Origin of the sequence: Pseudarthrobacter oxydans, assembly GCF_030812335.1 — a bacterium.
Lineage (GTDB): Bacteria > Actinomycetota > Actinomycetes > Actinomycetales > Micrococcaceae > Arthrobacter > Arthrobacter oxydans_B.
In genome coordinates this window covers 232,567-246,500 of sequence record NZ_JAUSSN010000004.1, presented here as the reverse complement: position 1 = coordinate 246,500, position 13,934 = coordinate 232,567, and the positions used below count along the sequence as shown (strand labels likewise).

14 protein-coding genes are annotated in these 13,934 nt (G+C 65.5%); 8 read left to right on the top strand and 6 right to left on the bottom strand.

Going from position 1 to position 13,934, the window contains the following annotated elements:
- Window positions 1-223 precede the first annotated feature (223 nt).
- Window positions 224-673 (top strand): cupin domain-containing protein, encoded by a 450-nt coding sequence (locus tag J2W14_RS08645; RefSeq protein WP_307461235.1) that lies wholly within the window; start codon window positions 224-226, stop codon window positions 671-673.
- A gap of 98 nt (window positions 674-771) precedes the next feature.
- Here the strand turns inward: J2W14_RS08645 and J2W14_RS08640 are convergent, their stop codons facing one another.
- Window positions 772-1,968: an acyl-CoA dehydrogenase family protein gene (locus J2W14_RS08640; RefSeq protein ID WP_307461234.1), complete on the bottom strand. Its 1,197-nt coding sequence runs from the start codon at window positions 1,966-1,968 to the stop codon at window positions 772-774.
- Window positions 1,969-1,971: 3 nt separating this feature from the next.
- Complete coding sequence (locus tag J2W14_RS08635) at window positions 1,972-2,466, bottom strand: MaoC/PaaZ C-terminal domain-containing protein (protein WP_307461232.1); 495 nt, start codon at window positions 2,464-2,466, stop codon at window positions 1,972-1,974.
- A 132-nt stretch (window positions 2,467-2,598) separates the two neighbouring features.
- On the opposite strand from J2W14_RS08635, the gene J2W14_RS08630 reads away from it, so the two are divergent.
- From J2W14_RS08630 to J2W14_RS08615, 4 genes are read left to right on the top strand one after another with little or no spacing between them, the layout of a single operon-like run.
- On the top strand, window positions 2,599-4,182 hold the full coding sequence (locus J2W14_RS08630) for an acyl-CoA carboxylase subunit beta (protein WP_307461230.1): 1,584 nt from the start codon (window positions 2,599-2,601) through the stop codon (window positions 4,180-4,182).
- Between the two features lie 12 nt (window positions 4,183-4,194).
- A complete protein-coding gene (locus J2W14_RS08625) occupies window positions 4,195-4,518 on the top strand; it encodes an EthD family reductase (protein WP_307461228.1) in 324 nt (107 codons plus the stop codon).
- A gap of 2 nt (window positions 4,519-4,520) precedes the next feature.
- Window positions 4,521-5,189: an EthD domain-containing protein gene (locus tag J2W14_RS08620; RefSeq protein ID WP_307461227.1), complete on the top strand. Its 669-nt coding sequence runs from the start codon at window positions 4,521-4,523 to the stop codon at window positions 5,187-5,189.
- A 35-nt stretch (window positions 5,190-5,224) separates the two neighbouring features.
- Window positions 5,225-5,710: a nuclear transport factor 2 family protein gene (locus J2W14_RS08615; protein WP_307461225.1), complete on the top strand. Its 486-nt coding sequence runs from the start codon at window positions 5,225-5,227 to the stop codon at window positions 5,708-5,710.
- Between the two features lie 9 nt (window positions 5,711-5,719).
- Here the strand turns inward: J2W14_RS08615 and J2W14_RS08610 are convergent, their stop codons facing one another.
- From J2W14_RS08610 to J2W14_RS08600, 3 genes are read right to left on the bottom strand one after another with little or no spacing between them, the layout of a single operon-like run.
- Window positions 5,720-6,757, bottom strand: coding sequence for an MBL fold metallo-hydrolase (locus J2W14_RS08610; protein ID WP_307461224.1), 1,038 nt, complete (start codon window positions 6,755-6,757; stop codon window positions 5,720-5,722).
- Window positions 6,747-7,505: an SDR family NAD(P)-dependent oxidoreductase gene (locus J2W14_RS08605; RefSeq protein ID WP_307461222.1), complete on the bottom strand. Its 759-nt coding sequence runs from the start codon at window positions 7,503-7,505 to the stop codon at window positions 6,747-6,749. Before J2W14_RS08605 ends, J2W14_RS08610 begins: the two co-directional genes overlap by 11 nt.
- Window positions 7,506-7,563: 58 nt before the next feature.
- On the bottom strand, window positions 7,564-8,673 hold the full coding sequence (locus tag J2W14_RS08600; RefSeq protein ID WP_307461220.1) for an alkene reductase: 1,110 nt from the start codon (window positions 8,671-8,673) through the stop codon (window positions 7,564-7,566).
- Between the two features lie 150 nt (window positions 8,674-8,823).
- On the opposite strand from J2W14_RS08600, the gene J2W14_RS08595 reads away from it, so the two are divergent.
- Window positions 8,824-9,462, top strand: coding sequence for a TetR/AcrR family transcriptional regulator (locus J2W14_RS08595; protein WP_307461218.1), 639 nt, complete (start codon window positions 8,824-8,826; stop codon window positions 9,460-9,462).
- A 172-nt stretch (window positions 9,463-9,634) separates the two neighbouring features.
- On the opposite strand, the gene J2W14_RS08590 is transcribed toward J2W14_RS08595, so the two are convergent.
- The gene (locus tag J2W14_RS08590) at window positions 9,635-10,987 is read right to left on the bottom strand and encodes an MFS transporter (RefSeq protein ID WP_307461216.1); all 1,353 of its coding nucleotides are present in this window, start codon (window positions 10,985-10,987) and stop codon (window positions 9,635-9,637) included.
- A 577-nt stretch (window positions 10,988-11,564) separates the two neighbouring features.
- Between J2W14_RS08590 and J2W14_RS08585 the strand changes: the two genes are divergently transcribed.
- Both J2W14_RS08585 and J2W14_RS08580 read left to right on the top strand, forming a co-directional pair.
- Window positions 11,565-13,100 (top strand): class I adenylate-forming enzyme family protein, encoded by a 1,536-nt coding sequence (locus J2W14_RS08585; RefSeq protein ID WP_307461214.1) that lies wholly within the window; start codon window positions 11,565-11,567, stop codon window positions 13,098-13,100.
- Window positions 13,097-13,918 (top strand): fumarylacetoacetate hydrolase family protein, encoded by an 822-nt coding sequence (locus J2W14_RS08580; RefSeq protein WP_307461211.1) that lies wholly within the window; start codon window positions 13,097-13,099, stop codon window positions 13,916-13,918. The genes J2W14_RS08585 and J2W14_RS08580 overlap by 4 nt, the downstream gene beginning before the upstream one ends.
- The last annotated feature ends 16 nt before the right edge of the window (window positions 13,919-13,934 follow it).

Below are 13,934 nucleotides of genomic sequence, written 5' to 3'. Positions count from 1 at the left end.
CGTCATTGCCTCCAGCTTTATTTACCGAATGTTCATTAGGTAATCCCATTTGGGGGCCTTCTGTCAAGAGCTGGCGGGCGTATGAAGCTCTCGGCGGACAGGTTGGCGAGACACGAACGAGCGTACGTCTTGACTCGGTGGTGCGGAGGCAACATACTGAAGTCGGGCCCCGGCGGCAATGACGAGCCGGCGGCAATTTGAAAATCTCAGGAGGGGATGTGCCATGACCGACGTGGTCTTTGATATCAACCGCAACGTGGACTTGTTCCGTGTAAACCGAGCCGACGAACTCGCGGCCGCACCGGGCCAGACGCTGAATGCCCGCCGCATCTCCGGAGTCAGCAAGGAAAACAGCCCTGCTGAGCGCCTCTGGTTCGGCAAGGTCCACACCGGTCCCGGCGAGATCTCGCAAGCCCACCACCATGGGGAGGCCGATACGGGAGGCTACGTGCTCAAGGGCCGGGGCTTCATCCGCTACGGCGAGGGTTACGGCGAGATCGTCTACCTCAATGAGGGTGACTTCGTCTTCGTGCCGCCCTACATGCCGCACATCGAAGGCAACGCCAGCATGACCGAGGAACTGATCTGGATGACCACGCGCACGCCGGACAACATCGTGGTCAACCTGCACGACCAGGACGTTGTGGAGCTCGAAATCGACTACATCTCCTAGGCGACTACTAGGACATAGACAGGGGCGGCTGCCGGAAGGCAGCCGCCCCTTTCTGTGCGTCGGGCCTGTGCGTCGGTTCTGGGCCGTCAGGCGGTTGGCTAAAAGGACCGGGGGAGTCCCAGATGCTTCTCGCCGATGTAGTTGCGCGTCATCTCGTCAGTGAGGGGTGCGAACGTGTAGAGCCGGGCATCACGGAAGTAACGCTGCATGGGCAGGCCGCGGAAGAATCCCCACCCAGCCATGATCCGCATGCCGACGTCGGTGGTGGTGGTCGCCGCGTCGGACGCGGCGAGCTTTGCCAAGGCGGACCAGGTCTCGTTCGTGCCCGGGCCGGAGTCGGACGCTTCTGCTGCCTGGCGCAGGAGCAGTCGGGCCGATTCGATCTTCACGCTGGCATCCACCAGGCTGTGCTGGAGGGCCTGGAAGGATCCCACCGGGCGCCCGAAGGCATGCCGTTGGCGGGCCCACCCGATGGCGGTTTCCATGGCCCCACGGGCAATGCCCAGGGCGACAGCTGCCCCATTGAGGCGTTCGCCGTTGAGCGTATCGAGAACTTGCCGGAATCCTTTGTCCACTTCGCCCAGGACGTTCTCCGCCGGGACGCGGACGTCGTCGAGGTAGACGTCGCACTGGGCCAGGCCGCGGATGCCGACGGTGTCGATGATTTCGGTCCGGATGCCGGGGGTCGAGCGGGGGACGAGGAACATGGTGATGCCGTCGATCGCGGAGCGTGTGGTTTCGCTGGTCCGGGCCAGGAGGACGAGGTAGTCCGCGTCCATTGCACCGCCGATCCATTTCTTCTGTCCGGAGATGGAATAGCTTCCGTCCTCCAGCCGGGCCGCGGTGGTCTTCATAGCCCGGGCGACGTCAGTTCCGCCGTCGGGTTCGCTCAGTCCGAAGGACATCTTGGCTTTCCCGGCGTGCAACGGGGCCAGGAACTCCTCCTGCTGCTGGTGGTTGCCGTAGCTGTGAAGGAGCTGGACGCCCATGTACTGCACCACCATGCTGACTCCCACGGATGTGGGCCCGGCGCCGAGCTCCTCCAGAACCACGGCCTGCGCCTGGTGCCCGGGTCCGGGGCCGTAAAGTTCGCCGTCGAGCCTCACAAGGCCGGCGGCAGCAATCTCGTGGAAGAGCTCGCCGTCGTATTCCTCCGCCTCGTCGAACGTGTTGAGTCGTTCCGGGGTGACGTGCTCGGCGAGCGTGGCCCGGACGCGTTTCCGCAGCGTTGCGAATTCGTCGGGCTCGGCGATCTCGGCCGGCGGCGCGGGACGGAAATTGTCCTGGATGGTCATGGCCTACTTCCTTTTCATGATGAAGCTGCTGCTGAACGTCATGACGGTCGAGCCGTCCTGCTTCAGCACCGAGTAGTTGATCTTCCAGATCCCCTGTTCCGGCTTCTTGGTCTCACGGGCCATGTCCACGGTGGCGCTGACGTGGATCGTGTCCCCGATGAACACGGGCGCAAGTGCGCGAACCTCATCCAGCCCCAGCCAGGCAACGACGTTGCTGAAGTAGCCCGTCTGGGTCATCAGTCCCAATCCCAGGGACATCGTCAGGGGGCCATGGGCTATCCGCTGGCCGAACGGCGTCGTGGCCGCGTACGTCTCATCCAGATGCAGCGAGACGAGGTCGCCGGTAAGTCCGGCCCACTGGACCAGGTGCGCATCGGTGATGGTCATGCCTGCTGTCCGGATCACATCGCCTGCCACGAGGTCTTCCCAGTAGTGGTCCGGGCGTCCCTTGGGAAGGGGCGGGGTGGTGCTGGCGGGCCGGGCGTCGTTGCCGTGCATGGTTCTCCTGTTCGGGGTGACTGAGGACGGATGCCTTGGGGAATCGTAAGTCCACCTGCCATAAGACTAGACTAGCGAACGCTTGTTCGTATACTAATAGAGGACAACAACTCTCATTCCTGGAGGCTCAACATGACTGAAGCAACGATCGCCGCGCCCGCACCGGCGCCGGAAGCCGAAGTGCCGGCAGCCACCGTGCACGAACAACTGACCGAGAAGCTGGCCGCTGCCCGCCTCGGTGGTTCGGAGAAGAACCGCAACAAGATCATCGCCTCAGGCAAGCTCCTGGTCCGGCAGCGGCTCGCGATCCTTTTCGATGACGAAAACTACATCGAGGACGGCCTGCTGGCACGCTTCGAGGACGGCCTGCCCGGTGACGCCGTTGTCATCGCCTTCGGCCGCGTCGACGGGCGCGAAGTGTGCGTCATCGCCAATGACTACTCCGTCAAAGCCGGGACCTGGGGCAACAGAACCTTCGAGAAAATCACCCACGCCCAGCAGAAGGCTGATGCAGCCGGCGTCCCGATCGTGTACCTCTTCGACTCCGCCGGCGCGCGCATCGATGAGCAGTTCGAGAGCTTCGCGGGCCGCCACGCCTGGGGCAACATCTTCTACAATCAGGTCCAGATCTCCGGCCGCGTGCCCCAGGTCTGTGCGCTGTTCGGCCCGTCGCCTGCAGGTTCCGCCTACGTTCCGGCCCTCTGCGACATGACCATCATGGTCCGCGGCCATGCCACGGCCTACCTTGGATCGCCGCGACTGGCCGAGATGGTCACCGGCGAGAAAGTCACGCTGGAGGAGATGGGCGGGGCCGAGATGCACTGCACGGTTTCCGGACTCGGTGACGTCCTGGTGGAGAACGACGAGGAGGCCCTCAACGCCATCCGCGTCTGGCTGTCCTTCCTCCCCGCCAACTGGGAAACCCCCGCACCGATGGCACCGGCCATTGAGCCGCGGCCGGGCCGCACGCTGCAGGACATCGTTCCGCTGCGCGAAGCCGAAGTCTTCGACATGGAGGAGTTCGTCGAATCCCTCGTCGACGAAGGGTCCTGGTTCCCCTACAAGGAGCTGTTCGCACCGGAGATGCTGACCGGATTCGCCCGTATCAACGGCCGCTCCGTGGGCCTGGTGGGCAACCAGCCCACGCACATGGGCGGATCCATCTTCCCGAACTCCTCGGACAAGGCCGCGCGCTTCATCTGGATCTGCAACGCCTACAACATCCCCATCGTCTTCCTCGTGGATATCGCCGGCTACATGATCGGTTCCCAGGTGGAACGCGAGGGCATCATCCGCCACGGTGCCAAGATGATCTTCGCGGTGTCCGAGTGCCGGGTCCCGCGCATCACGGTCCTGGTCCGCAAGGCCTACGGTGGCGGTTACCTGGCCATGTCGGGTGCTCCGATGAACCCGGACGCGGTCATTGCGCTGCCGACCGCCCGCCCCGCGCTGATGGGCCCGGACGCCGCCGTCAACGGCATCTACTACAACCAGATCCACGAAATCGAGGACCCGGCCGAGCGCCGAGCGTTCATCCTGGAAAAGCATGCCGAGTACGCGGAAGGCATCGACGTTTTCAAGATCGCCAATGCCAACGCCGTCGAGGCCGTGGTGCCGGCCAACGAGCTGCGCGCCGACCTGACCCGGCGGCTCGGGCTGTACTCCAAGCGCAAGATGATCCCCGTGCAGCGGCGCCAGGCCGTCACCCCGGTCTAAGGCGGAACCAGCATGATCAAGGTCGTGGCCGTCATCAAGGCCAAACCGGAACTGAGCAGGGAGGACTTCCTGCACTTCTGGAACGTGGAACACCCCGCCTACGTCCGGAAGCTGCCGGGCATCCTCCGCTACCGGCAAAACCCGGCGATCGAGCACCGCAAGCCCTGGCCGTACAGCGGCATGGCCGAACTGTGGTTCTCCTCCGTTGCGCACGTGAAAGCCGCCTACGCCGGTCCGGAAGCCAAGGAGCTGTTTGACCACGAGCACCACTTCCTGGAAAGCGTCGAGTGGTTCCTGGCCGAAGAGGTCGAAGTGCCGCTGACGGCAGGGGACTGAGCGTGCCGAAACGCATCACTTACCTGGAGAAACGGGACGGCCTCACCCGGGAAGCGTTCCGCGCCCACTGGTCCACCACGCATGCGGACATCGCCCAAGGACTGCCCGGCGTCACGGACTACCGGCAGAACCATTTGCTGGAATCCACGCCGGGACTCGGGGCAGGGCTGTACAGCGTGGACGGCATCGTGGAGCTGTGGTTCGCCGATGACGATGTGGTGCAGGCCGGCTTCGACTCCGCGGTGGCCGACCGGCTGATCGTGGACGAGCAGGAGTTCCTCAGCGGACTCACCGGCGGGCCAGTGCACGCGGGCGGGGCACATGCGCCCTGGCCGTTCAAGCTCTGGGTACTGGCACGCTGGCGCGATGACACTGCTGCCGACGTCGAGGCGGTTGAGCCCTGGGCCGGCCGGTTGGGTGCAGCGTTCGACGGCGCCCTCGGCTGGGGCGTGAACGTGCTCGTTCCGGGGGCGGAGTTGCTGGTCCGCGCGGCGCTCCGCCGCGAGGAACAGATTCCGCAGGTTGCCGTCTCGATCGGCTTCGCCGACGAAGCCTCTGCCCGGACCGCCGTCGGTGCACTGACGGATCAGGCGGGCGATCACCTGGACGGTGTCCGGGGCATCCTGGCCGGCCTTTATGCCTGCGTCGCCGAAGAACTCGTCATTATCTGATGGGCCTGCCCCACGATTGCGAGGACCTCAGAAGCTTGGAGGACATTCGGAATCTGAAGTCGGACTATTTCCGCCACCTCGACGCCAAGCGCTGGCCGGAACTCCGCGCGCTCTTCGCCGCCGACGCAACGTTCGGCGGGTTTCCCTTCGCCGCGGACGACGCCGACGGGTTCATCAGCGGTGTGTCCGGCTTCCTGGCCGGTGTCGAGTCGGTGCACCAGGGGTTTATGCCGCGCCTGGCCGTCACCGGCGACGGCGGCATCCGCGGGCTCTGGTCGATGCACGACTATCTGGTCTGGGCGCCCGACAGCAGGCCTTATCGGGGTGCCAAAATCCCCGGACTCTACGGAATCCGGGGATACGGCCTGTACGAAGAGGAATACCGGCGCCTCGAGGGGGGATGGCGGATTGCCGCCATGCGCCTGGTGCGGACCAGGATTGATCTGCTGGTGGGCGAGCCGTTGCAGCTTCCCGGCCAGAAGTTCGGCGCCCCGGATCCTGACTGGATCCCGGGCGCCTGAACCGCCGCCCTAAACCCCTGTGGGCAGTCCCGGAACGCCGGCGTGGATGCCTGACGTTGCCAGGTATCGGATGTGCGCGGCGGTCTCGCTCAGGGCCAGCCGGAACTGCAGCCGGCCCAGCGAATCCCAGCCGCGCGACCAGGTGAGTTGCCGGGCGACCTCGTGGACCGTGGTGGCACCCGAGCCGAGAACCTCCAGGACCTCGCGGGAACGCTCTTCGATGTGCTCCTCGAGAACCCTGGCCCGGTGGCCCACGCCGCGGAAGCGGTATTCGTGCGCGGGGCAGACCTCGTAGTGGTCGTTGCCGGCGATCCGCTGTAGTGACTCGATGTTGTGCCGCAGCGGATCGGTGTCCCCGCGGATCTCCAGCGAGACGTTCGGGGAGATGCGGGGGAGGACGTGATCGCCGGAGAGCACCAGTTCGCCGTCGTCGTCCCAGAGGCAGATGTGGCCGGGGGTGTGCCCGGGGGTCTCCATGATGCGCCAGTTTTGTCCGGCCACGGCCAGGATGTCGCCGTCGCCTAGCCGCCGGTCGGGGTCCGCCAGGCGCCGCATGTCGTGGAGGCCCTGCGGGCTCATGGCCGCCTCGGCCACCCGCTCTTCGGGGACGCCCCAGGTCCGCATGCGCTCGCGGTCCAGGGCGGATTCTTCAGGCGCGTCCTGGAAGGCCGAGATGTGCCGCCGTTCCTGCTCGCCCAGGGCGATCCAGGCCCCCGAGCCGCGGGCCAGGCGCGCCGCCATGCCGAGGTGGTCGGTGTGGAAATGCGTGGCCACGATCCCGCTGATCTCCGCGGGGCCGACGTCGAGGCGGGCCAAGGCGGCCAACAGCTGGGCATGTCCCTCGTCGCTGTCGAAGCCGGGGTCCACCACCATGCACTCGTCGCCGTCGAGCAGCACATAACTCAGCGTGTAGCGCATCGGATTGCCGGGGAAGACCACCGGGACGCTGGTGACGCCGGGCGCCACCTGCTCCACCGGCGGGTGCACCCGGTGCTGCCAGGCCTCCCGCTGGGCGGTCCCGGTGATCGTGATCCCGTTAGTCTGCATGGTTGTTGAACAGGGAGAAGAGCCGGGTTGCCCCGCCGTCGATCAGAAGGTCCGCGCCGTTGATGTTGCGGGCTTCATCGGTGAGCAGGAACGCGATCATGGCGCCGATCTCGGCGGGTTCAATGATGGTCTGGGTGGGAACGCGGCGGCGGACCTGGTCACGGACCTCCTGGATCACCATCGGCGTGTCCACCACTCCGGGGCAGACGGAGTTGATGGTGATCCCGGTGCCCCAGAAGTCCTCCAGCAGGGACCGGGTGAGGTTGGTCAGGCCGGCCTTGGACGCGGCGTAGCTCGGGTACGGGTAGCCGGTGATGCCGGCGATCGAGGCAATGTTGACGATCCTTCCCCAGCCGGCCTCGATCATCCCGGGCGAGAACGCCTTGATCAGGTTGAAGGGACCCACCAGGTTCACGTCCAGGGCGCGGCGGAAGGATTCCGCGGTGCTGTCGGCGAGGTACTTCCGGTCCAGGATGCCGGCGGCGTTGACCAGCGCGTGCACCGGTCCCACCGCTGCTGTGACGTCGGCCAGCAGCTTCCCGACGGCGGCCTCATCGGCGACGTCCGCGGCAAACGCCTCAGCTTTGCCGCCGGCGTCGCGGATGGTCTGCGCGGCCGCCTCGCTGCTGGCGGCGTCGAGATCGACGCAGAGAATGGTGTGGCCGGACTCGGAGAGGCGCGCGTTGATGCCGCGGCACATCCCGCCGCCCGCTCCGGTCACCAGGACGTTAAGGGAAGTGCTGCTCATAAGTTGCTGTCTCCTTCAGGAGTTCGTGTCGGAGCGGCCCGTCGTTGGGCTGCCCGGGTCAGGCGCCGCTTGCTGCCAGCGACGGGTAGTCGGTGTAACCCTCGGGGCCGCCGCCGTAGATGCCGGTCGGGCGAAGCGGTTCGAGCGGCGCCTGCGTTTGAAAGCGGCGCGGGAGGTCGGGGTTGGAGATGAACAGCCTACCGAAGCCCACCAGGTCGGCGGTTCCGTCGGCGAGGAGCCGTTCCGCGGAAGCCTGGTCGTGGCCACCGGTGACGATCACGACGCCGTCGAACAGGGCGGCGAGCTCGGCGGTGGGAACGGAGTCCGCCGGCCGGTCCACGGTGGTGGACCCTGCGATCTCCGGTTCCACCAGGTGCAGGTAGCCGATCCGAAAGTCGTTGAGCTGGCGGACCACCGTGGAGTAGAGGGTGCGCTTGTCCGAGTCGTGCGCGTCCATCCAGTCCGACGACGGCGAGAGGCGGACGCCGATGCGGTCCATCGGCAGGTGCCGGGCCAGCTCGGTGATCACCTCGCGCAGGAACCGCGTGCGGTTTTCGAGCGATCCACCGTAAAGGTCGGTCCGGCAGTTGGACCCGTCGTTGAGGAACTGGTCGATCAGGTAACCATTGGCGGCGTGGAGTTCGACGCCGTCAAATCCGGCGCTGACGGCGTTCCGGGCCGCGGTTCCGTAGGCCTGGACGATTTCGGCGATGTCCGCCGTCGTCAGTTCGCGCGGTGTCTCGTAGGGGATCCTGCCGTTGGCACTGCGGTACTGGTAGCCGGTAATGGCGATCGGCGATGGCCCATTCGGCGGCAGTCCGTCCGGCTGGACGCTGGAATGGGATTGACGGCCCACGTGCCACAGCTGGGCGTAGACGACGGCGCCCTCCCGCTTCGCTGCCTCGACCACCGGACGCCACGCGGCCACCTGCTCGGCGGAGTACAGGCCTGGTACACGGGTGTACGCGGTGGCCTGGGGCGCGATGACTGTCCCCTCGCTGATCACCAGGCCTGCGCCTGCGCGCTGCCGGTAGTACTCCTCCATTAAGGGCGTGGGGACGCCGTCATCATCGGCACGGCTGCGCGTCAGCGGCGGCAGGACGATGCGGTTCCGGAGCCGTTGGCCTCCGACGACGGCGGTGTCGAACAGGCTGTTCTTGGGTTCCACACGGTCTCCTACTGGCTAACGAGCGTTTGTACGTCTAACGTTGAGTTTTGCTGAAGTCTTGAACCATGTCAAGACTCCACCCCCAGAGCGGACGCTTGTTAGGATGAAGAAGGCTATGACTTACACAGCAGCACGAAGGGGGAGGTCACGATGAGCGTACGAGTGGAGCGGAACACCGCCCGGGTCATCCGGGAGGGTGCAGCCAGTCTGTTCTTCGAACGCGGGTACGATGCCACCACACTGCGCCAGGTCGCCTCGGCCGCCGGACTCAAAGTCGGCAGCCTGTACAACCACATTGAAAGCAAAGAAGACCTGCTGCTGCAGATCATGGGCGGCATCATCGACGACTTGCTCGACCGCGTCCGGCAGGCGGTCGCCGACGCCGAGGGCGGGGACAGTGTGGACCTGCTGCAGGCCGCGCTCGCCGAGCACATCACCTTCCACGCGGAGCGGGCCCAGGAAGTCTTCATCGGCAACGCCGAGCTTCGCTCGCTGCCCCAGGGTGCGCGTGATGTGGTCATCAACAAGCGGACCGACTACGAATCGTTCCTTGAAGGCCTGGTCACCGCAGCAGGCAAGGCCGGGCTCGCGGACGTCATCGACGCCAAGTTCCACGTGTACAGTTTCGTCGCCCAGGCCACCCATATCGCAGGCTGGTTCAAGCACGGCGGCCGGTTCTCCCTGGAGGAGATCGTCCGGATCTATACGCGCTTCGCGCTGCGGGAACTCAAGGTTGCAGATGCTGACGAGAGGGTCGGGCGGGTTGTCCTGCCCAGCTCGGCCAAGTAGCACCTGCGGCACCTGGCGCAGCACGGCACCGGAGCCGCGGCGTCACCGGAGGTACCCGGAACGCGAATCCACGAGCAACACGAATAACGTCAATCCACGAGTAACACGATCAACAGGGAACGCCCGGCTGGAGGATCCAGCCGGGCGTTCCGTGTGTTCAGGGCGGTGGGGGTTAGTGGTCCTCGTGCAGTGACTGCTTGAACCGCTCCGGCAGCGTGAGGGTGGCAATGATCGAGATCGCCACCAGGCTGAGGGCAATCGCGGTCAGGGCCGCCGTTCCGTTCTCGGTGTTCTGGAAGATCCAGGCAGCGATGAAGGGGATGGGGGCGCCGAAGAACAGGCCAGCCAAGGTCATGCCGAGAGCGGAGCCGGTGTAGCGCATGCTCGTCGGGAGCGACTCCGAGAAGAAGGCTGCCTGGGTGCCGGCCGTGATCTGGATACCGCACAGGGCGAGCGCGATGACTGCCACGCTGGCCGGGTAGTTCATCGAGTTCATGATCGGGAACATCGTGCCGGCAGCGATGCCCTGCAGGGTCAGGCCGAGGAGGAAGGTCTTCTTGCGACCGATGCGGTCGCTGAGCCGGCCTCCGAGAACCGCTGCGGGAATGGAGACGAGATTGGCGATGAGGAGAAGCCCAAAGGTGATCGAGTTTTCGTAGCCGAGTTCCTTCGTCAGGTAGTTCACGGCATAGGTGACGCTGATCCAGAACAGCCCGGCGGAGGCGGCCCAGGACAGCACCAGCTTGATGACCGTTCCCGGCTTCTTCACGATCACGGCCAGGGCGCGTTCCTGCGGAATCGCGGACGCCGCAGCCTTTAGCTGGTTTTCCTTGAAGGCAGGGGTTTCTTCGACGCGGCGGCGGATGAACATGCCCACCACGAGCAACAGCACGCCCATCAGGAAGGGGATCCTCCAGCCCCACGAGGCAAAGTCCTCCTTGGAAAGGAACATGGCCAGGCCGGTGAGGGTAATTGACGCGAAGCTCTGGGCGAGCGGAGAACCGGTGGCCAGGATGCCGCCGTATAGACCTCGGTGGTTCGTAGGCGCGTGCTCGACGACGAGCACCTGGACGCCGGTGGCCTCGCCGCCGAGGGCGAAGCCCTGGAGGAAGCGCAGCGTGACCAGCAGAATCGGTGCCAGGATCCCGACCGTGGCGTAGCCGGGCAGCAGCCCGATCAGGATGGACGACGCGCCCATGAGGACCAGGGTGAACATGAGGACGTTGCGTCGGCCGATCTTGTCGCCCAGTGCACCGAAGACGATCCCGCCGAGCGGGCGGGCAACCATGCCGGCCCCGAAGGTGGCGAAGGAGGCGAGGATCGCCGAGTTCTCGTCAAAGCTGGGGAAGAAGAGCTGCGGAAAGAGCGTCGCGGACAGCGTGCCGTAAACGGCGAAGTCGAACCACTCCAGGGCGGTGCCAAAAGTGCCGCTGACGACGGCGCGTCGCCCGGTCTTCAGATCGACGGTGGGTGCTTCGTCCACCAGGGTCTCAGGTGGTTGAACAGGATTCGTCAATTCCGGCATTGGAACTCACTCCTTGGGATTGTTGGAAAGTCTGTGGCGTGGACCGATCTCCGTTGTGCAGCGAACCGCAACGGTTCTCCGGTTCCCCTTCGTCAAGGAGGGCACGGACCAGGCGGGGCAATTTTCGGTCCGGGGTGCTTTTGGAGAAGAACAAGCGTTCGTACGAAGTCTAGGGTGTGATGTGTATCGCACGCAAGGGGTACGACGGCGGGTGCCCAAATTTCGTCGTCGGCAGCGTCGGTGCCGGCGTGGTTCGCAGACTCTTTGGTCGGCTCGTCGGCGGCCCCTCGCGGATCCGATGGACTGGGATCCTGATTCGGAGGAGGATCGAATCGTGGGACACCGCAGGCTCGCAGGCCTCGTCCGCAGCGCTGGTGCTGGAGCCGGAGTTGGGCCGCCGTGTTGGATCGCGTTCCACGCCAGGTCTGGTCTCCCGGGCTTTCGCCCCCTCGGCAACTGTCCCTTGCGGCGGGAACCAACTCATACTAAACTTCGAACGAACGCTTGTTCGTCGAAGAGCAAGCCCAGTGGAATCCGGTTTTGCCGGACCCACACCAGCCCGACTGAGGAGTACACAGTGCGAACGATTGGTGAGTGGATCAAACTCAACCACCGGCGCTACCCGGCGCGCGAGGCAATCGTCGACGGCGTCAGCCGGCTGACCTTCGCCGAGCTCGCCGAGCGCGCGTGGGGTATGGGACGGGGCCTGCGGGACGCCGGTGTCCGCGCAGGCGACAATATCGGGGTGTTGGCCGGCAACTCGGCTTTCAACGCTGAAGTCTTCTTTGGGGTCGCCGCCGCCGGTGGCACCTATGTTGCCTACAACTGGCGCTGGGCACCCACGGAGCTCGCCGCTGGTATCAAGGAGACCGGAGCGAAAGTCATTCTGGTGGAGGAACGGTTGATTCCCAACGCCGAGGAGGCCCTGGAAATCCTGGGCCGGACCGAGCAGCAGCTGCCTAGGCTGGTCCGCCAGGGTGCGGAGATCGACGCCCTGCGCACGGGTTCCGGTCCGCTCGAGGACGTGACCACCCTGGATAGCCCGCTCTGCATCATCTATACGGGAGGAAGCACGGGGACGCCGAAGGGCGTCATCATTTCCCATCGGGCAGCGGCGGCGAACGCATTCAATGAACTGTACGACTGCGGCGTGGGCAACCGCCCGGAGGAGCGCGGCCTGATCGTCACACCGTTCTTCCATTCGGCTGCGCTGCTTTGCTGGCTGGTCCCGCACTTCATCGCGGGTGCCACCAGTGTCATCGCGGAGAAGTTCAATGACGAACTAATTGTGGACCTCGTGGGGCGGGAGCGGATCACCAACACCTTTCTCATCCCGAACATGATGCGCCGCCTGATGGAGAACGGCGTCTTCGCGGATCCGGCGATCAGGACCCACCTCAAGGCGGTCCATACCGGTGCCGGCCTGCTGCGGATGCCGGACAAGCAGATGTTTACGGATCTGCTGCCGGACGCCGAACTGTACTTCCGCTACGGCCTGACCGAGGCCGGTCCCATGGTCACCAGGCTCAAGCCCGCTGACATGCTCGATCCCGCCGTCGACGGTTCGATCGGTACCGAATACCTGCTCGCCGAAGCGCAGCTTCAGGACCCGCTTGGCGAGCCGGTTCGCCCCGGCGACCTCGGTGAAATCTGCGTCAAGGGCCCGTCGCTGATGACCGGCTACTACGGCCGGCCGGAAGCCACGGCCGAGGCGTTCCGGGGCGGCTGGCTCCACACCGGGGACCTCGCCGTCCAGGATGAGCGCGGCTACTACTTTTTCCGCGACCGGCTCAAGGAAATGATCAAAACCGGTGGCGAGAATGTCTACTCTGCCGAGATCGAACAGGCGCTCTACCTGCACCCCGCGGTCCTGGAAGCGGCCGTGGTGGGTGTTCCGGACCCGCGTTGGGACGAGGAGGTGCGAGCCGTCGTCGTGCTCCGCAGCGGGCTGCAGGCGAACGGCGAGGAAATTTCCACGTTCCTGCGCGGCCATCTGGCAGGGTACAAGATCCCGAAAAAGATCGTCTTCCTCGGCGCTGATCAACTGCCGCGCACGGCGGCCGGCAAACTCGTGAAATCCCAGCTCAAGTCCAATCTGGGGTGGGGCGCATGAGGCTCGCAACCGTCCGGACAGCGGGCGGTACGTCTGCCGCGGTGGAACTTGACGGCGGGTTGACGCTATTGCCTTTTGCCGACGTCGGGGAGTGGCTGCGCGCCGGATCGCCGGACGTGGATCAGTACGACGGCGGTGCCCGCCTTGCCCTGGAGAAGGCGGACTTCGCGCCGCTGGTCACCGCACCCGGCAAGATTGTCTGCGTCGGGCTCAACTACCGCGAGCACATCCTCGAGATGGGGCGGGAACTGCCGCTGCACCCGACTCTCTTCGCGAAATTTGCGGATGCCCTGATCGGCGCCAACGATCCCATCGTCCTGCCGCCCGGCTCCGAGTCGGTGGACTGGGAGGCCGAGCTCGCCGTTGTGATCGGAAGCAGGGTCTCGCGCGCCACGGCGGAGGAAGCCGAGGCGGCCATCGCCGGGTTCTCGATCGCGAACGACATCTCTGCCCGCGATTTCCAGCGCAGGACGCCCGAGTGGCTGCAGGGCAAGACCTTCGATGCGACCACTCCGCTCGGTCCGTTCCTGCTCACGGCCGATGAGTCTGGAAGCGCACCCGCGCTGGACATTTCCTGCACGGTGGACGGCGCTAGCAAACAGGAGGCGGATACCGGTGACCTGGTGTTCGGCCCTGTAGAACTGGTCCGCTACATTTCGGCGGTCACCACGCTCAACCCGGGCGACGTGATTCTGACCGGCACGCCGGGAGGCGTCGGCGACGGCCGCACTCCCAAGGAATTCCTGACCGATGGCAGCATCGTCACCACTTCGATCGACGGCATCGGCGAATGCCGCAACGCCTGCATCCTGCGCTGATTCCGGCGCCCTAGTT